Below are 18,176 nucleotides of genomic sequence, written 5' to 3'. Positions count from 1 at the left end.
TTTGTATTATATAAATTATTTAATTGACTCCCTTTATACTTTTAAAATCACCAACTAAAAATCTATAATCTGCACTGTTTTCATATGCAAAATGGCCTATCTTTTGTTTATAGACTTTTAGTCAGGCGACTTTTCAGGCTAATAAAAAGGCTAGTTCTTCCTAGCCTTTTTATCAGTAATATGTTTTAAAACTTACTCGAATGGTACTTTGATTTCACCGTCGATGATTTTTTGTTTAAATTCATCAATTTTAGCAATAACGTCTTCAGAAAGATTATCTTGTGTAGGAGCAATGCCTACACCGTTTTCTTTAAGACCGTACTCAATGATTTCTCCGCCAGGGAAGTCGCCATCTTTACCTTTTTCGGCTAAGTCTTTAACTGCTACATCTACGCCTTTTACCATAGAAGTTAATGTTACGTTGAAGCCATCACCTTCACCAAGCTCGTGCTGATCACGGTCAACACCGATAACCCATACATCTTTACTTGCATCTTTTGTTTTCAAATCAACAGCTGCAGTGAATACGCCGTTTCCAGCTCCGCCTGCTGCGTGATAAATAACGTCTGCACCTTGACCATACATGATTTCAGCTACTTGCTGACCTTTAGCTGCATCACTGAACGTACCAGCGTATTGAACGATTACTTCAGCATCAGGGTTTGCTGCTTTAACGCCTTCTACAAAACCAACTTCAAACTTCTTGATTAATGAGCCTTCGATTCCGCCAACAAATCCTACTTTGTTAGATTTTGTTGAAAGTCCAGCTGCAACACCTACTAGGAATGAGCCTTCGTGCTCTTTAAACGTAATGCTTGCTACGTTTGGCTTGTCTACTACACTGTCAACAATTGCAAAATTAGCATCTTTTTGCTGATCAGCAATTTTTGTAACAGCATCCGTCATTAAGTATCCGATACCGTAAACTAAGTCGAATTTTTGACGAACTAGTTTATTTAAGTTTGTTTCATAGTCTGCGTCACTTTGAGATTGAAGATAGTCAAATCCTCCAGTCCCTTTTTCAAGACCATTTTCCTCACCGAAAGACTGAATGCCTTCCCATGCAGATTGGTTGAATGATTTATCATCTACACCGCCTGTGTCTGTTACCATTGCAACTGAGTAGCCGTCTTTTTTGCTTCCACCTGCATTATCTTTATCTTCAGATGATCCGCAAGCGCTAAGCAATGTACCTGCAGCAAGAACTAGTGACAATGTTAATCCTAAACGTTTCTTCACTTTCATTTTCCCCCTAAAATTAATATGAAATGATTGGTTTATAAGAGCCTATGTCCAAAACACCTTCGTCCTTTGAACCACCTCCTTATGGTTTCAAACATTTATTACAAGCGCTTTCTTACAACATGGAAACTAAACTGATCAGCGCGGAAGTAATTCAGTGAATATAAAACAGGCTGGTCTTTTTCATCAAAATGCATTTGTTTTAAACATAAAAGTGCGGTTTCAGGATCACATTCAAGAATTGGAGAAATCTTTTCGTGGTATCCGATTGGCTCTATATGTGTGACAGCATACGAAATATAGCGCCCTGCTTCATCCTGCAGCAATTCAAACAATGATTCTTGCTCATGAATAAATGACTGCGGCAGTATATGTCTTGGAATCTTGTCCAAGCAGTAGACGACAGGCTTGCCGTTTGCTGTTCTGACACGTTCAAGCAAGAAAATATCATCACTTGCCTGGCATTTAAAACGTTTTACATCTTCTTCTGTTGGGCTGTTTACTTGAGAGGATAAAAAGATGGTTCCAGGAACCATGTTTGCCTGTTCAATCATTTCTGTTACACTATTCAGCTGTTCAATTCCAGATGTGAAGAGCGGTTTGGAGTTAATGAAAGTTCCTACGCCATGGCGGCGGATGATAACGTTCTCTTCTTCAAGTATGCGTAATGCTTCTCTCAATGTTGCGCGGCTTACCCCTAGCTTCTTTGAAAGTTCAAACTCAGAAGGAAGTTTTTCTTTCTCAACATAAATACCATTCTCAATATCTTTTTTAATTTTATCAATAACTTGTAAGTATAAATGACGGTTATCTATTTTTATGGTCATATTTTGCCTCCGTCTAATCGTTTCAATCCAGAGATCAGACATCTGATGTTATACCCTTTCTCTAATCGAAAATAATATACCATGTATTTAAAAATAAATAAATAGAAATTTATAAATTTTGTCGAAAATTGATAGCCCTTTCTCACTACAAGTGTTTCTTTTCTAGAGATTTTTGCACACAGAGTGTTTGTTTATTCTATACTTTATTTACTATTTTTATTTCTAATTTGTATTTACGCAAAAAAAGAAAGGCAACAGTGCCTTTCTTTACGAACTTACTTCGTCATAATGATCTTTTGAAAGCAAGACCTCACGAGGTTTGCTGCCTTCATATGGGCCAACAACGCCACGGTCTTCCATTGCATCAATCAGTCTTGCAGCTCTAGTATATCCGACTCTGAAACGGCGCTGCAGCATGGAGACTGAAGCAGTTTGCATTTCTAAAACTAATTGAACTGCATCATCATAAAGATCGTCACTGATCTCTTCTTTTACCTCAGCAGTTTCAGTAGGAATCATTTCCTCTTGATATTGAGCTCTTTGCTGTGAGATGACATAAGATACAACATGCTCCACTTCTTCGTCTGATAAAAATGCGCCTTGCACCCTGACAGGCTTCGATGCTCCTACAGGAAGAAACAGCATATCTCCTCTGCCAAGCAGCTTCTCTGCACCGCCCATATCAAGGATCGTTCTTGAATCCGTCTGAGACGAAACGCTGAACGCTATTCTTGAAGGTATATTTGCTTTTATGACGCCTGTAATGACATCGACTGAAGGACGCTGTGTTGCAATTATTAAATGTATCCCTGCAGCACGTGCCATTTGTGATAAGCGGGTAATTGAATCTTCCACATCAGAAGAAGCAACCATCATTAAATCAGCGAGCTCATCGACAATGACAACAATATACGGGAACTCAGGATTTTTTGTTCCTTCTTCCAAGTTAGATCTTCTTATATATTCATTATAACCCTCAATATTCCGTGTTCCAGTATGGGAAAAGAGTTCATATCTTCTCTCCATTTCATTAACTACCTTTTTTAACGCCTGTGATGCTTTTTTAGGATCCGTTACAACAGGAGCGAGCAAATGAGGAATTCCATTGTAAACATTCAGCTCTACCATCTTAGGATCAATCATCATCATCTTTACTTCATGAGGTTTTGCTCTCATTAAAATACTGGTAATGATGCCATTAATACAGACGCTTTTCCCGCTTCCAGTAGATCCTGCCACTAGAAGATGCGGCATTTTATTCATTTCAGCCAATACCGAATCACCTGAAATATCCCTGCCAAGACCCATCAGCAGCTTTGCATCCGGACGGTCATTCGCTTTTGATTCTAATACTTCCCTCAAGGATACCATGGCAATCTCTGAATTTGGCACTTCAATGCCAATCGCTGACTTTCCTGGAATTGGCGCTTCAATCCGAATATCTTTTGCGGCAAGTGCAAGAGCTAAATCGTCACTTAGGTTGACAATTTTGCTTACCTTTACCCCAACATCAGGATATACTTCATATTTTGTAACTGCAGGCCCTAAATGAACTTGAGTCACTTTAGCCTTTACACCAAAACTTTGAAACGTCTTTTCAAGTTTTCTTGCATTTTCATAAATATTCTTTTTATCTGTTTGCTGGCTGTTGACTTTTGGCTGAGATAATAAATCCAGCGAAGGCAAGAGATATGATTTATTTTCTACTTCGGTAAACGTAATCGGCGGCGTCTTCGTTTCCTCAGGAGATACCGTTTCGTCTTTCTTCTTTGGTGTTCTTTCCTTTGGAGCAGGTCTTTCCTGCTCCTGATCAAACACCTTGATTTCTGGCTCAGTTCTATCAGCGAAGCTTGAAATGATTGGCTCAATATGAACCATTTCACCTTCTTCTTCCACTTGATCATCTTGTTGCTTCGGTTCTTTTTTTATTTTTTTCGGTTTGGATCTTTGAGTATTTTTAGCATTTTTAAAGGATTGCGGCAGGTTTTTCATATCTTCAAAAAACGCAATTGCCTGTGATTTCATAAAACTCCCAAATGGTCTTATCATTTTTCCAAGTGTTGTGCTTAAGGATCTGCCTGTAATCAGAACAATTCCAATCAGGATTAGAATAAATGAAATAATGCGTGATCCTGCTGCCGCAAACAAGTAATATGATGCTGCAAAAAGAATGGCTCCGATCATTCCGCCTCCTAAATCCGGTGTGCGGATCTCTCCTTTTACTTCAAGCTGAAAAAGTTCCCACGTATTTGAGATGACACTAGGTGAAGAAAGAACTCCTTGTTTTGTAAGCATTTGAAACAATGTAACATGACTCAGCAATAGGATAGCTGACAAGATACAATACAATCCTACGATTTGCCGTGAAAATAATGAAGGCCACCTTCTGTTCCACATGATGTATGCAGATAAAACAAGCATTCCTATCAAGGCAGCCATAAACCATTCACCGATAAAAAATCGGAATAAAAAGACGAATGTTTTCCCGACAAACCCTAGATGAGCAATCGCTATCAGCGATATAGCCATCAGTACTAAGCCTATTAGTTCAAATTTTAACGTGTGTTTCCAGTCATCATTTTTTTTCTTTTGTCTCCGTTTTTGTTTTGCCATTTATTATCACCTATGTATGAATTTTGCTTGATAAACAAAGAAAGCAGCCAAATGCAGGCTGCGGACATGTTTGTGTAAAAATAGTATAGCACATTATGATGAAAACGAGAATGTCATAGATATTTTTTGTCCCGGCGAATAGTTTTCATTTAAAAAGTGCTGCGGATCTGTACTTAATATTCTGACGATTTCGTATTGGTTTTGTTCTGCTTGCCTGACAACCATTTGCAACCCGTTCACTTCAATAGTTGATACACTCTCATAGTCAGAAGATTGCACTGGGAAAATGAGTTCTTCAGGCATTGAAGTGTATAGAATCATTGCAGCATATTCTCCTTGCTTGTTTCGTCATGAGTATTTCCAATTAGTTCGTTCAATTTCATGATCGCTTGTCCGACGCCGCCGACTCCATCAATCAGACCATAATCAACGGCATCATTCCCGACCACATTCGTTCCAATATCGCGGGTTAAATTGCCTTTGGAAAACATAAGTTCTTTAAACTTTTCTTCCGTAATATTTGAATGTTTCGTAACAAAGTTTACTACTCGATCTTGCATTTTGTCTAAATACTCGAAAGTTTGCGGTACCCCAATAACTAGTCCCGTTAATCGAACTGGATGAATGGTCATGGTTGCCGTTTCTGCAATAAATGAATAGTCACAGGAGACAGCAATTGGAACTCCGATAGAATGGCCGCCGCCTAAAACAATTGATACAGTCGGTTTTGAGAGTGATGCAAGCATTTCAGCTATTGCCAATCCTGCTTCTACGTCTCCTCCGACTGTATTTAGAACTATAAGCAAACCTTCTATTTTAGGATTTTGTTCAATTGCGACGATTTGCGGTATGACATGTTCGTATTTTGTTGTTTTATTTTGAGGAGGCAGCTGAATATGCCCTTCGATTTGCCCGATAATTGTCAGACAGTGGATTCTTGAATCCTGCGACAATTGAGGAACGTTCGTTGATCCAAGCTGCTGGATTTTTTCAACTAGTGAAGGTTCTTTGCCCTCTTGTTTGTCCTGATTTGGTTCCGGGTTAGCTTGTATGTAGCTGGAATCTTTGCTCATATGGCTTCATCCTTCCTTTCATGAATGCTTTTATTATTCTCAGGACTTCTTGAAAACATTCGAACGGGCTGTAAATATTAGAACTTGCAGAAAAAACAATCGAAACTGTTTTTTGATAAAGTAAAAAAGAGCCCTTTAAAAGGCTCTTTTGCTTAGATTTCCATAATGATCGGCAGAATCATTGGTCTGCGCTTCGTTTGTTCAAATAAGAATCGATTCAGCGCTTCACGGATATTTAATTTTAATGCGGACCAATCAATGCCATGACCCTGCATGCTTTTTTCAACGATTTCAGATACGATTTCAGATGCTTTTAAAATGAGCTCTTCAGATTCACGCACATATACAAATCCTCTAGAAATGATTTCAGGCCCTGAGATCATTGTTTTTTTGGATCGATCTAGCGTGACAACAACAATTAATATTCCGTCCTGTGAGAGGAGCCTGCGGTCTCTCAGCACAATATTTCCGATATCACCGACACCAAGTCCATCTATTAACACATTTCCAGAAGGAACTTTCGAAATGGATCTTACTTTTTGCTGGTTAAATTCAACGACATCGCCTTTTTCCACAACAAAAATATTTTCTTTTTCTATTCCAACAGATTGTGCAAGCTTGGCATGTGCTTTTTGCATTTTATATTCACCATTGACTGGTATAAAATACTTTGGTTTCATCATAGTCAGCATTAGTTTTAATTCTTCCTGGCTGCCATGGCCGGAAACATGGATTTGCTTTTGCCCAAAAATAACATTTGCGCCAGCACGGTATAACAAATCGACTGTTTTTGAAAATTGGAGTTCATTCCCTGGAACAGGTGTTGCAGAGATAATTACGGTATCATCTTTTTCAATTCTTATTTGTTTATGAGCACCTTTTGCCATTCGAGTTAAAACAGTAAGCGGTTCACCTTGATGGCCTGTTGTCAAAATAGCTACTTCATTTTTAGGATATTTATCGATATCTTGGACGGGTATGATTAAATTCTCACTATCAATGATGTATCCTAATTTTTCTGCTATTTCATAAACGTTTTTAATTGAGTTTCCAAGCAGAACAAGTTTTCTTTTATTCTCAGATGCCGCTTGGATCACCTGGACAATACGGTTAATATTCGATGCAAAAATCGCAACAATCGTTCTGCCTTCAGCTGTATACATGGCGTCAGAAATTTCTTCCCCGACTACAGTCTCAGATGCTGTAAAACCTGGACGCTCAGCATTTGTACTATCTGAGAGCAGACACAATACGCCTTGTTCGCCAATCAATGCCATTTTCCCTAAATCTGAGCTTGTATTCAAGACAGGTGTGGCATCAAATTTGAAGTCTCCAGTATGAACAATCGAGCCAAGTGATGTGTGAAAGCAAACGCCGACAGAGTCAGGTATGCTGTGAATCGTTCTGAAGAATGATACGTTGACACCATCAAATTCAAGAACAGTTGAAGAATCAACTTCCTGATAGTCTGCTTTTTGCTTTGGATTTACTTCTTTTACTTTTTGAGAAACTAAGGAAAGCGTCAGTTTTGTCCCATAAACAGGTACCGATAAATGTCTAAGAACGTAGAAAACGCCGCCAATATTCTCGTCGTGACCGTGTGTTAAAAAGATGCCCTTCACTCGGTCTGCATTTTCACGCAAGTATGTAATATCAGGAATGACCATATCAATCCCTAACATCCCAGCTTCTGGATACATCAATCCAGCATCAACGATAAAGATGTTATGATCGATTTCAATGACATACATATTCTTGCCAATTTCTCCGACTCCGCCTAGGGCAATAATCTTGATGTTTTCTGTCTGTTTATTCAATTGGTAATCCTCCCTGAACCCGTCCAATACAACTAATGATTATTATAACTGATGAAAGAAATGGAATACAAGGAAATAATCTCTTATAACTAAAATCCATGAAATTATTTAATGATAACAAAGCAATTAAATTCTCATATTTCCGCAAATAAAAATGGCCAATCAGATGTGAACTACTTCCCGAATAATGGACACTTAATAAAAAGTGCCCCTTATTCAGTTTTTCTATGTCTAAACGAGTGAACCCGTTTATAATTAAATCATTAATTTGAACGAAGAAAGAGGCAGGCACTGAAGAACGACGTTAAATGGTGCATCAGGGAAATATCATCTTATTGGGAATTCTTCTTTGGTCATTTTAAGGATCATGTTAATTACAAAGCCTGTGACAACTACCACCAGTTAAAGCAAGAAGTTGATCTGTTTATGGAAGAGTATAATCATCATCGTTATCAATGGGGACTAGAAAAAATGACCCCGGCTCAATACCGGGGTCATTTACTAGCTGCTTAAGTCTCTTTTTTATTAATTGAATATAAATAATTTCAAGCAATTATTAATAGCTGCAGCTATGCAAGGAACCACTGCTTTTGTTCTTACAAGGAAGTCAACACTTTCGTTAATTCGCTTCTTTCAGTTTCAGTTAAAGAAATCAAAGGCAGTCTTACAGGTCCAACATCAAGGCCTCTTAACTGAAGTGCTGTTTTTACAGGTGCAGGGTTTGGTGCTTTAAATAACTGTTTCATTATTGGAAGCAGCTGTCGGTGAATGGCGCCTGCTCTTACAGTTTCACCTGATTGAAAGGCTGCAATCATTTCCTGCATTTCATTTCCGATAACATGGGATGCAACAGATACAATTCCTGTTCCTCCTATTGCCAAAACAGGAAGAGTTAAGGCGTCATCACCTGAATACAGTACAAAATCTTCGGGCGTTCTTGAAATGATTTCTGACATTGCATCAAGGTCTCCGCTTGCCTCTTTCACAGCTGCCACATTCGGTATTTCAGCAAGTCTTGCAATCGTATCAGGAGATATGCTGACTACGGTGCGTCCTGGAACGTTATAAATCATAACAGGAAGGCTCGTTGATTCTGCGATGGTTTTAAAATGCAGATAAAGGCCATCTTGATTAGGCTTATTATAATAAGGTGCAACAAGCATAACAGCATCAACACCCGCCGCTTCTGCTTTTTTAGTTAAATCGATTGATGCTTTCGTATTGTTGCTTCCAGTCCCTGCAATGACAGGCACTCTTCCATTTACTTCAGCAACAATAAACTTAAACAATGCTACTTTTTCCTCAACTGTTAGTGTTGGAGATTCTCCTGTCGTACCAGCAACAACAAGTGAATCAGATCCATTTTGTATTAAATAGTTGACAAGCTGTGATGTTTTCGTAAAATCGATGTTTCCATTTTTATCAAATGGGGTAACCATTGCGGTTGAAATCTTTCCAAAGTCAATCATAGTGACACTCCTCTTTTTCATTCAAGATCAAGCTCATTTTGAAAGATCAAATGCATCGTGTAAAGCATTTACTGCATTTATCATATCCTCTTCTCTTACCAATACCCAAATTGTCGTATGACTATCAGCAGATTGAAGAATTTGAATGCCTTGTTCTGACAGAGCTGTTACAATTTTAGCTGTTACACCAGGGACTCCTGCTATACCCGCTCCGACTGTTGAAACTTTAGCGCAATGTCTTTTTACGCCAGGTTCATAATCCAAACCTCTTAAAATTTCGACAGCTTGATCTGTGAGTTCTTCAGCAACCGTATAAATGACTGCTCTTGGCGTAATGTTGAAGAAATCAACACTGATCCCTGCGCGAGCCATAGCCTTGAATACTTCAGCCTGGACTTCGTATTGACCTTCTTTTGCAGTTACTTTAATTTGAGTGACATTTGAAACATTGGCAATCCCCGTAATGAGACGGTCATGGATGTCACTTCCCAAATTTTCCGAGTGATGTGATGTGACAAGTGTGCCGAGTCCTTCAGAATAGGTTGAACGTATTCTGATTGGCACTTTAGCCTGCATCGCAATTTCTACTGCTCTTGGATGAATAACCTTAGCACCCTGATAAGCCAAATTGCAAATTTCTGTATATGTTACCATAGTCAGCGGCTTTGCCCTTTCTACAATGCGTGGATCAGCTGTCATAACACCTTCAACATCAGTAAAAATGTCGATGAAATCAGATTCAAGTGCTGCACCTAGGGCTGCAGCTGAAGTATCACTTCCGCCTCTGCCTATCGTTGTAATGTCACCATTTTTAGTTGCACCCTGAAAGCCGGCTACGACAACTACATCATAGTGTTCGAGCTCACTTCTGAGACGTTCGCATCGCATATCAAGGATTTTAGCATTTGTGTAATCTTCATTGGTTAAAAATCCTGCCTGTGCTCCGCTCATTGATGTTGCTGCAATTCCTTCCGACTGCAGCATGCTGGTAAAAATAACAGAAGAAATGGTTTCACCGCATGATAAAAGCATATCCTGTTCGCGTTTTGAAATGGATGCAATTCCTCCATACAGAAGATTTAATAAGGAATCTGTTGCATATGGATCTCCATTTCTGCCCATTGCAGAAACGACTACAACGACTTTATACTTCTCTTTTAATGCATCTCTAATATGTTTTAGCGCCATTTTGCGGCCGTGATCATCTTTTACAGACGTCCCGCCGAATTTTTGAACGATTATTTTCATTCTTACACCCCGACTCTATACGTAAGAGAAGAGAGCAGGTATTATGTACCCTCGCTCTCTTCGATGTTGCTTAAACTAGTTTCAATTTAACAAGGCTTTCTGCAATTTGAACGGAATTCCATGCTGCACCTTTTAAAAGGTTATCAGACACAATCCATAAATGGAAGCCATTTGCTCGATCTGGATCTTTGCGGATGCGTCCGACAAAAACATCATTTTTTCCGACGCAGTCTGCCGGCATTGGATATGTTTGTGTGAGCGGATCATCCTGCAGGGTTACACCTGGTGCATCTTTTAATAAAGCATGAATGTCTTGCACTGAACCAGGATTTGAATCCAATTCGATATAGACAGATTCAGAATGGCCCGTTTCAACTGGAATGCGCACACATGTGGCTGCAATCTCCAGATTTGACATGTGCATGATTTTTTTCGTTTCATTCATCATTTTCATTTCTTCAAATGTAAAGCCGTTTTCTTCAAACTTATCAATTTGAGGAATGGCATTGAATGCTATTTGGAAATGCTTTTTATCGCCTTTTACAGGAAGAATTTCAGGTGTGAACTCTTTTCCGGCCAAAATAGCTTCTGATTGACTTTTCAATTCTTCAATCGCTGCAGCACCGGAGCCTGATACCGCCTGGTAAGTCGATACGATTACTTTGTTTAATCCAAAAGCCTTGCGCAACGGTTCAAGTGCAACCACCATTTGGATTGTAGAGCAGTTTGGATTTGCAATAATTCCATTATGTTCTTTTAAATCTTCCGCATTTACCTCCGGAACGACAAGCGGAACATTTTCATCCATGCGGAAGGCACTTGTATTATCAACAACAATAGCACCGTGCTTAACTGCTTCCGGGGCAAGCTCTTTAGAAACACTGCCGCCTGCACTGAATAGCGCAATCTGTACACCTTCAAAGCTTTCAGGCTTTGCAGCTTGAACCACATATTCTTTCCCTTTAAAAGTTACTTTTTTGCCTGCTGATCTCTCAGAAGACAACAAAGTAAGCTTAGAGATTGGAAAATCACGCTCTTCTAAAGTTTGCAGCATCTGCTGTCCTACTGCACCTGTGGCTCCAACAACGGCAACATGATATCCATTTGTATTCATTTTTCAAAACTCCTTCCGCGATTATCCGGCTGCTGCCTGATTAACTTCATATCATATTACATATTAGTTTATCATAGACTAGGTCCATTCATTATACAACTATGATTTTTTCTTGCCTTCTATTCTATCAAGAAGTCTTCTATTCGTCATCTCGAAATTTTTCGATAAGGACTGGCTGAAATTGCGAGTGATCAAGTGCTGCCTCAACCGTCTCTAATAATAAGTCCATTTTCGCCACTAATGAATTTGGCTTTTTAAATGGTGCATCTTGGCCAAACGGAATAAAATATATATTTTTTGTAGCCATCAGCTTCATTAAATTCATGCCATTTAAACCAAGTGCATCATTGGTGGATATTCCAAGTACAATCGGTTGATGATTTCTTAGAGTAGCCTTTGCTGCCATTAACACCGGAGAGTCTGTCATTGCATTTGCAAGCTTGCTCATAGAATTTCCTGTCATAGGTGCCACAACCATACAATCAAGGGGGATTTTCGGTCCGAGCGGTTCTGCTTTTACAATCGAGTCAATCACTTTATGTCCTGTTAAATCTTCAATCTTTTTGATCCATTCTTCACCCTCGCCAAACCTTGTATTTGTTGATTGGACTGTAAATGTGACTACGGGCATTACATCTGCACCTTCGTCAATTAATCTTTTAATTTGCGGATAAACTGCATCATATGTGCAGTGAGATCCGGTTAAACCAAAACCGATTCGTTTTCCTTTAACCTTCATGATGATGACCCCTTCCATCTGGAGTATTCTTCTGTCAGCAAAACGGCTAAAACATTTGCTACGATCTGTCCAGCCGTTTTTGGAGCGACAATCCCAGGAAGCCCTGGTGCCAGCAATGCTTTAATGCCTCGTTTTTCAGCATATTTAAAATCGGTTCCTCCCGGTTTTGAAGCAAGGTCAATAATCAGTGTGTGTGCAGGCATTTTAGAAATTACTTTTGCGGTAACAATGTGATGAGGAATTGTATTAATGCAAATATCGATTTGAGAAACTTCCTTATCTAAGTCTTCCAGCTGAAAGGAATCAAGCCCCATCTCAATAATTCTTGCAATATGCGAAGATTTTCTTGCCCCAACCTTTACTCTGGCTCCAAGTGCTGAAAATGTTCGTGCAACACTCATTCCTACACGGCCGAGACCCAGTACTGCTACTTTAGAGCCATGTATCGTGAAGTCTGTATGCTGTATCGCCATCATAATCGTTCCTTCAACTGTAGGAATCGAATTGTAAATGGCCACATCATCTCTTTCAAAAAGCTGGACTAATTCACGATTTGCAATATCAATTATTCCGTCTAAGTATGAATTGCTTATTCCGGAATAAATAATGCAATGAGGCGGTGTCTTCGCAAAGATCTCCTCCGTTAACACTACTTCTTCATTGGAGAAAATGGTATCGACATGACCTTCCAAATTCGTTCCGGGAACAGGCAAAATGATGGCATCTATTTCTTCAAAACGCACTTCGGCAAGCTTTAATTTCGAGGCTCCTGTAAACCCATGATCAAGCTGGTCAAAACCGACTAAAAAAAGCTTGGCATCGAGTTCAGTTAATTTACGAATAACCTCCAGCTGCCTGGCATCTCCTCCAATGACTGCTATGTTCAGCCCTGTTAACATACGATCCTTTCACCTACTTTTTCGCGATGTATATATTCATTTTGATGTATTCCTGAGTGATCTTACTTAAACATCTTATGTAAAATCAGCCTTCAGGGTGATAGTCTTTGACGGATATAATTAAACGGTACGGAATTGCACCTAATCTGCATATAGACTTGAAGCCATTAGGCATTCAATAAAAAAAAGCGATGGATCCTCCATCGCTTTTTACTCAATCAGCTTTATTTGATTATCTTCAATATCCAATATAATCATATCTGATCCAATTTTTTTAATATGCTGCCATGGGACCCTGATATCGTCTCCTTGCTTTCTAAATCCAAACCACTTAGTCGATGGTATAACAAGAGCTGTAATTTGACCGGATTGTTCATCTATTTCCAGATCCGTTTGACCTAAAACTCCTAATCTCTCCGCTCTTTTCACATCAACGATTTCTTTCCCGCTTAGCTCGCTCAGCCTCATAAAACCACCATCCTTTTTATCATGTATATCCATCCAAAAATAAAAAAGACCTGCAAGAAAATCTTACAGGTTCCTGGATTTGTTATCCTCTTAAAGCAGATGGTAATTTTCCGTCTGGGCTAATTAGTGCCACTGAGTAATTATCTGTGAATAATTGTTTTGCGAGTGCATTGACATTGTCAGCTGTCACTTCATTTATTTTCTCGATCATTTCATCCAGGCTCCGATGACGCCCAAGCAGAAGCTCATTCTTTCCATTTCGGCTCATACGGCTATTTGTGCTTTCTAGCGAAAGCATCAAATTGCCTTTCATTTGTTCAATGCTGTTTGACAGTTCTTTTGAGGTAATGCCTTCTTTTTTGAAATTCGAAAGTGTTTCCTGAATGGTTTCAAACAAAACATCAAGCTGCGCACGGCCTGTTCCCCCGTAAATCGTCAGCATGCCATTATCCTTGTAGGATGAATGATATGAGAAAACGGAATAGGCAAGTCCTTTTTGTTCACGAACATCCTGAAACAATCGTGAGCTCATACTGCCTCCAAGAACATTATTTAATACGATTAAATCATAGATCTGCTCATGGCCGACCTGAAGACCGTCAAATCCAATGCAAAGGTGAGCTTGTTCTGTATCTTTAGTGCGGGCAAGCTTCTGATCCATGAATGCAGGAGGAGCGATTTCCACGCCCTTTTGAGACGTTTCAAATGATCCGAACAGATTTTCCACTTCGGAAATAAAGCTTTCTGTAATGTTTCCTGCTACAGAGATTACAACATTTTCAGGAGTGTAATATTGATCCATATACTCCCTTAATGTGTCGCTTTCAAATTCTCTAAGCGTTTCCTCAGTTCCTAAAATCGGATACCCAAGGGGATGATCTCCATATGTCGCCTTACTCAGCAAATCGTGGACGATATCGTCAGGTGTATCTTCATACATTTTAATTTCTTCATAAACTACATTTTTTTCTTTCTTCAATTCGATCTCATCAAAGGTTGAATTAAAGAACATATCTCCAAGCACTTCAAGGGCAAAATTTGAATGTTCATCAAGCACCTTAGCATAGTAGCATGTGTATTCCTTTGAAGTAAAGGCGTTTACTTGTCCTCCGATACTGTCAAATGATTCTGCAATATCTCTTGCAGATCTTGTTTTTGTGCCTTTAAAAAACATATGCTCTAAAAAGTGGGAAACCCCATTGTTTTTTTCATTTTCATTTCTTGAGCCCGTTCCAATCCAAACCCCGATTGCAACCGATCTTACGTGCGGGATGTTTTCGAGCACAATTCTTACACCATTTTGGCATGTGTATTTATTAATCAAACTTGTTCCTCCTATCTGTAAGCTCCGAGACTCCGTGATTATTTGAAATTTTCTTGCTGGGATGAAGGCAGACGTTTTTCATCTAAGAGCATTGAAACAGAACCGAAAGAATAGCCCTTCTGTTTAATAGACTGTATCAGCGTTTCTAAGCTTCTTGATGTGGAATCAGTCGGATGCATGAGAATCATAGCACCATTATGAACCTTTTTGAGAACGCGTTCAACTAATACGCTGGGCTCAGGCTTTTGCCAGTCAATGGTGTCAACACTCCATAATACCGTATCCATTTTGTATTGATCTGCAATCGTGATCACATCCTGTCTGAAGCTTCCGCTAGGAGGAGCAAACCAGACAGGTGTTTCACCTGTAATCTCTTTTAGAACTTCATTTGTCGAACCTATTTGCCTGCGGATTTGATCTGTCGTAATTCTTGCCATATCCGGATGCGAATAGGAATGATTTCCAATTTCATGGCCAGAATCTTTAATTTTTTTTACAAGCTCAGGATTTTCTTTTGCCCATCTGCCTTCAATAAAAAAGGTAGCTTTTACTTTATTTTCCTCTAGAACGCCAAGCATTACTGGAAGAAATTCATTACCCCATGCGACATTAATGAGAAAAGAAACCATCTCTTTGTCAGGGTGTCCTCTGTAAATGGGAGCCGGCGGCAGATCAGCTAAATGGATATTTGGCTTAATCTGTTTATACACAAGCTTTTTCTCATCAAACCTTCCTGATTTCTTCATTCTTTTATAAGATTCATCAATATCGACTGTCACGCCATTATAGCCTGGTGTTGCTTTCCATACCGTATGTATATGAGCATCTTGGGCTGGTTTTTCATAGTCCTTCGCTTTTGCAGCAATCGTTTGGTAGAGTTGATTCCCTTGTTGCACAGCAGAAATATCTTTATTTTTTATCATACTGACATATGTCGCTGTATATGGGTTTTGTGTAGCAGCTGCAGTGAAGGCGATAATCAGCAAAATGCTGAAAAAATGATATCTTTTCATGTTTGTCTTCCCCCTTTTTACTAAAAAATATGTAAAGAGGGGACAAGGTAGAACATGTTGCTGCTGCATCAGTATACCCTAAAAAAAGCAAAAAGAAGCCAGCATTCTTTCTCTGGCTTCTACACTTTAAGAATTTTGCTTTTCTTTTTCTTCACGAAGAACTGCTTTTCTGGAAAGATTTACGCGACCTTGTTTATCAATTTCAGTTACCTTCACAAGCAACTCATCACCGATTTTAACAACATCCTCGACTTTTCCAACGCGCTCTTCAGCGAGTTCAGAAATGTGTACTAAACCGTCTTTGCCATTGAATATTTCAACGAAAGCACCGAACTTTTCAACGCGTTTCACTTTACCTAAATACATTTGTCCTACTTCTACTTCACGGACAATATCTTCGATGATTTGTTTTGCCTTTTGATTCATTTCTTCATTTGTTGATGAAATAAATACGGTTCCGTCTTGTTCAATGTCAATCTTAACGCCTGTTTCTTCAATGATTTTATTAATTTGCTTTCCGCTTGGTCCAATGACATCACGGATTTTATCAGGATTAATTGCCATCATTAAAATTTTAGGAGCATATTTAGACAGCTCTGTACGAGGAGTTTTAATCGTCGCAAGCATTGAATCCAGGATTTCCATGCGGCCTTTTTTAGCCTGCAGAAGTGCTTCTTCTAATATTTCACGGGATAATCCTTCAATTTTTATGTCCATTTGAAGGGCAGTTACGCCTTTAGCTGTACCTGCTACCTTAAAGTCCATATCTCCAAGATGATCTTCCATTCCCTGAATATCAGTCAGCACTGAGTAATGCTCTCCTGATTTAACAAGACCCATTGCAATGCCTGCTACAGGAGCTTTAAGCGGAACTCCTGCATCCATCATGGCAAGCGTGCTTGCACAAATACTTGCTTGGGAGGTTGATCCGTTTGATTCAAGAACTTCTGATACCAGGCGGACTGTGTACGGGAAATCCTTTTCTGAAGGAATGACAGGCTCTAGAGCTCGTTCGCCTAACGCGCCATGGCCGATTTCACGCCGTCCTGGACCGCGCATAAATCCAGTTTCCCCTACACTGAACAGCGGGAAATTGTAATGATGCATGAAGCGTTTCGTTTCTTCAAGGCCAAGACCATCAAGAATCTGCACATCTCCTAGTGCTCCAAGCGTACAAATGCTGAGCGCCTGAGTTTGACCGCGTGTGAACAGACCTGAACCATGTGTACGGGATAACAAACCGACTTCAGATGAAAGAGGACGGATCTCATCAATTTTACGTCCATCCGGACGGACTTTATCTTCAGTGATCAGACGGCGGACTTCTTGTTTGACTAATTTAGAGAGGATTTCTTTCACTTGTTTAAGAGTGTCAGCTTCCGCCTCCTGCTCTTCAAAATGAGCAATTACAGTTTTCTTCACTTCATTTATTGCTTCTTCACGTGCATGTTTTTCCTGAACTTGAATCGCTGAAAGCAAGTCTTTTTCAGCCATTTCCCGAATGCTTGTCTCAAGATCAGCATCAAGAACATACAGTTTAACTTCTGATTTTGCTTTCCCGACTTGAGCAGCAATCTCTTCTTGGAATGCAATCAAACGCTTGATTTCATTATGACCAAACATGATCGCTTCAAGCATCGTTTCTTCAGGAACTTCATTCGCTCCTGCTTCTACCATGTTAATGGCATCTTTTGTGCCTGCAACAATCAAGTTGATATCGCTTTTATCCATTTGCTCAACCGTCGGATTAATCACAAATTGATTATCCACACGGCCGACAACTACACCTGCAATCGGGCCTTCAAATGGAATGTCAGACACAGTTAAAGCAAGAGATGAACCGAACATTGCTGCCATTTCAGATGAACAGTCCTGATCGACACTCATCACAATACTTACAACTTGTACTTCATTTCGGAAACCGTCAGCAAACAATGGACGCAATGGACGGTCAATCAGACGGCTTGCAAGAATGGCTTTTTCACTTGGGCGTCCTTCGCGTTTAATAAATCCACCAGGAATTTTACCAACTGCATAAAGGCGCTCTTCGTAATTGACAGTTAACGGGAAAAAGTCAACTGTTTTAGGTTCTTTTGATGCTGTAGCTGTACTTAATACAGCTGTGTCTCCATAGCGGATAAGAGCAGCGCCATTTGCCTGCTTAGCCAGCTGGCCTACTTCAACGGTCAATTCTCTTCCAGCCCAATCAATGGAGAACACTTGTTTTTCTTGTCCCATATAAGAATGAACTCCTCTCTTCATTTAAGTCACAACATACAATTATGTATTATTATGAACCATTTAAATTCAACATATCAATGTTATTCAGG

At 39.5% G+C, this 18,176-nt stretch carries 16 protein-coding genes; 1 reads left to right on the top strand and 15 read right to left on the bottom strand.

Features of this window, described 5'->3' with window-relative positions; genetic code table 11:
- Positions 1 to 192: 192 nt before the first annotated feature.
- From CYJ36_RS05115 to CYJ36_RS05090, 6 genes are all read right to left on the bottom strand, one after another.
- A complete protein-coding gene (locus CYJ36_RS05115; protein ID WP_374702771.1) occupies positions 193 to 1,239 on the bottom strand; it encodes a BMP family lipoprotein in 1,047 nt (348 codons plus the stop codon).
- 104 nt (positions 1,240 to 1,343) lie between these two features.
- Positions 1,344 to 2,069, bottom strand: a complete 726-nt coding sequence (locus CYJ36_RS05110) for a GntR family transcriptional regulator (RefSeq protein WP_101565397.1) — start codon at positions 2,067 to 2,069, stop codon at positions 1,344 to 1,346.
- 267 nt (positions 2,070 to 2,336) lie between these two features.
- Positions 2,337 to 4,682: a DNA translocase FtsK gene (locus CYJ36_RS05105; protein ID WP_101565395.1), complete on the bottom strand. Its 2,346-nt coding sequence runs from the start codon at positions 4,680 to 4,682 to the stop codon at positions 2,337 to 2,339.
- Positions 4,683 to 4,775: 93 nt separating this feature from the next.
- The gene (locus tag CYJ36_RS05100) at positions 4,776 to 5,003 is read right to left on the bottom strand and encodes a YlzJ-like family protein (protein ID WP_101565392.1); all 228 of its coding nucleotides are present in this window, start codon (positions 5,001 to 5,003) and stop codon (positions 4,776 to 4,778) included.
- The gene (locus tag CYJ36_RS05095) at positions 5,000 to 5,755 is read right to left on the bottom strand and encodes a ClpP family protease (protein WP_101565390.1); all 756 of its coding nucleotides are present in this window, start codon (positions 5,753 to 5,755) and stop codon (positions 5,000 to 5,002) included. Before CYJ36_RS05095 ends, CYJ36_RS05100 begins: the two co-directional genes overlap by 4 nt.
- A gap of 152 nt (positions 5,756 to 5,907) precedes the next feature.
- Complete coding sequence (locus tag CYJ36_RS05090; protein ID WP_101565388.1) at positions 5,908 to 7,572, bottom strand: ribonuclease J; 1,665 nt, start codon at positions 7,570 to 7,572, stop codon at positions 5,908 to 5,910.
- A 291-nt stretch (positions 7,573 to 7,863) separates the two neighbouring features.
- Here CYJ36_RS05090 and CYJ36_RS24765 point away from each other — a divergent pair, with 291 nt between their 5' ends.
- Positions 7,864 to 8,085, top strand: a complete 222-nt coding sequence (locus CYJ36_RS24765; protein ID WP_101565386.1) for an IS3 family transposase — start codon at positions 7,864 to 7,866, stop codon at positions 8,083 to 8,085.
- Between the two features lie 83 nt (positions 8,086 to 8,168).
- Here the strand turns inward: CYJ36_RS24765 and dapA are convergent, their stop codons facing one another.
- The 9 genes from dapA to pnp all read right to left on the bottom strand — a co-directional run bounded on the left by dapA (position 8,169) and on the right by pnp (position 18,084).
- A complete protein-coding gene (dapA, locus tag CYJ36_RS05080; protein ID WP_101565385.1) occupies positions 8,169 to 9,041 on the bottom strand; it encodes a 4-hydroxy-tetrahydrodipicolinate synthase in 873 nt (290 codons plus the stop codon).
- A 33-nt stretch (positions 9,042 to 9,074) separates the two neighbouring features.
- Complete coding sequence (gene dapG, locus CYJ36_RS05075; protein WP_101565383.1) at positions 9,075 to 10,289, bottom strand: aspartate kinase; 1,215 nt, start codon at positions 10,287 to 10,289, stop codon at positions 9,075 to 9,077.
- A gap of 70 nt (positions 10,290 to 10,359) precedes the next feature.
- Positions 10,360 to 11,403 carry an aspartate-semialdehyde dehydrogenase gene (gene asd, locus CYJ36_RS05070; protein WP_101565381.1) on the bottom strand — a complete coding sequence of 348 codons (1,044 nt, stop codon included), beginning with the start codon at positions 11,401 to 11,403 and terminating at the stop codon, positions 10,360 to 10,362.
- Positions 11,404 to 11,542: 139 nt separating this feature from the next.
- Positions 11,543 to 12,145, bottom strand: a complete 603-nt coding sequence (gene dpaB, locus CYJ36_RS05065; protein WP_101565701.1) for a dipicolinate synthase subunit B — start codon at positions 12,143 to 12,145, stop codon at positions 11,543 to 11,545.
- The gene (gene dpaA / locus CYJ36_RS05060; RefSeq protein ID WP_101565379.1) at positions 12,139 to 13,041 is read right to left on the bottom strand and encodes a dipicolinic acid synthetase subunit A; all 903 of its coding nucleotides are present in this window, start codon (positions 13,039 to 13,041) and stop codon (positions 12,139 to 12,141) included. The genes dpaB and dpaA overlap by 7 nt, the downstream gene beginning before the upstream one ends.
- 210 nt (positions 13,042 to 13,251) lie before the next feature.
- On the bottom strand, positions 13,252 to 13,509 hold the full coding sequence (locus CYJ36_RS05055; protein ID WP_101565377.1) for a YlmC/YmxH family sporulation protein: 258 nt from the start codon (positions 13,507 to 13,509) through the stop codon (positions 13,252 to 13,254).
- An 82-nt stretch (positions 13,510 to 13,591) separates the two neighbouring features.
- A complete protein-coding gene (locus tag CYJ36_RS05050) occupies positions 13,592 to 14,833 on the bottom strand; it encodes a M16 family metallopeptidase (protein WP_101565375.1) in 1,242 nt (413 codons plus the stop codon).
- Between the two features lie 38 nt (positions 14,834 to 14,871).
- Positions 14,872 to 15,846, bottom strand: coding sequence for a polysaccharide deacetylase family protein (locus CYJ36_RS05045; protein ID WP_101565373.1), 975 nt, complete (start codon positions 15,844 to 15,846; stop codon positions 14,872 to 14,874).
- Between the two features lie 126 nt (positions 15,847 to 15,972).
- Positions 15,973 to 18,084, bottom strand: a complete 2,112-nt coding sequence (gene pnp, locus CYJ36_RS05040; RefSeq protein WP_101565370.1) for a polyribonucleotide nucleotidyltransferase — start codon at positions 18,082 to 18,084, stop codon at positions 15,973 to 15,975.
- Positions 18,085 to 18,176: the final 92 nt, after the last annotated feature.

Source organism: Bacillus sp. UMB0893 (assembly GCF_002858905.1).
Lineage (GTDB): Bacteria > Bacillota > Bacilli > Bacillales > Bacillaceae > Bacillus_P.
This window is presented reverse-complemented; position numbering and strand designations above follow the sequence as displayed.

Excerpts from the sequence above, each read along its gene's own strand:
- CYJ36_RS05055 (WP_101565377.1), bottom strand. The coding sequence starts at position 13,509 with ATGAGGCTGAGCGAGCTAAGCGGGAAAGAAATCGTTGATGTGAAAAGA.
- dapA (WP_101565385.1), bottom strand. The coding sequence starts at position 9,041 with ATGATTGACTTTGGAAAGATTTCAACCGCAATGGTTACCCCATTTGAT.
- pnp (WP_101565370.1), bottom strand. The coding sequence starts at position 18,084 with ATGGGACAAGAAAAACAAGTGTTCTCCATTGATTGGGCTGGAAGAGAA.
- CYJ36_RS05110 (WP_101565397.1), bottom strand. The coding sequence starts at position 2,069 with ATGACCATAAAAATAGATAACCGTCATTTATACTTACAAGTTATTGAT.
- dapG (WP_101565383.1), bottom strand. The coding sequence starts at position 10,289 with ATGAAAATAATCGTTCAAAAATTCGGCGGGACGTCTGTAAAAGATGAT.
- CYJ36_RS05095 (WP_101565390.1), bottom strand. The coding sequence starts at position 5,755 with ATGAGCAAAGATTCCAGCTACATACAAGCTAACCCGGAACCAAATCAG.
- CYJ36_RS05045 (WP_101565373.1), bottom strand. The coding sequence starts at position 15,846 with ATGAAAAGATATCATTTTTTCAGCATTTTGCTGATTATCGCCTTCACT.
- CYJ36_RS05100 (WP_101565392.1), bottom strand. The coding sequence starts at position 5,003 with ATGATTCTATACACTTCAATGCCTGAAGAACTCATTTTCCCAGTGCAA.
- asd (WP_101565381.1), bottom strand. The coding sequence starts at position 11,403 with ATGAATACAAATGGATATCATGTTGCCGTTGTTGGAGCCACAGGTGCA.
- dpaA (WP_101565379.1), bottom strand. The coding sequence starts at position 13,041 with ATGTTAACAGGGCTGAACATAGCAGTCATTGGAGGAGATGCCAGGCAG.
- CYJ36_RS05105 (WP_101565395.1), bottom strand. The coding sequence starts at position 4,682 with ATGGCAAAACAAAAACGGAGACAAAAGAAAAAAAATGATGACTGGAAA.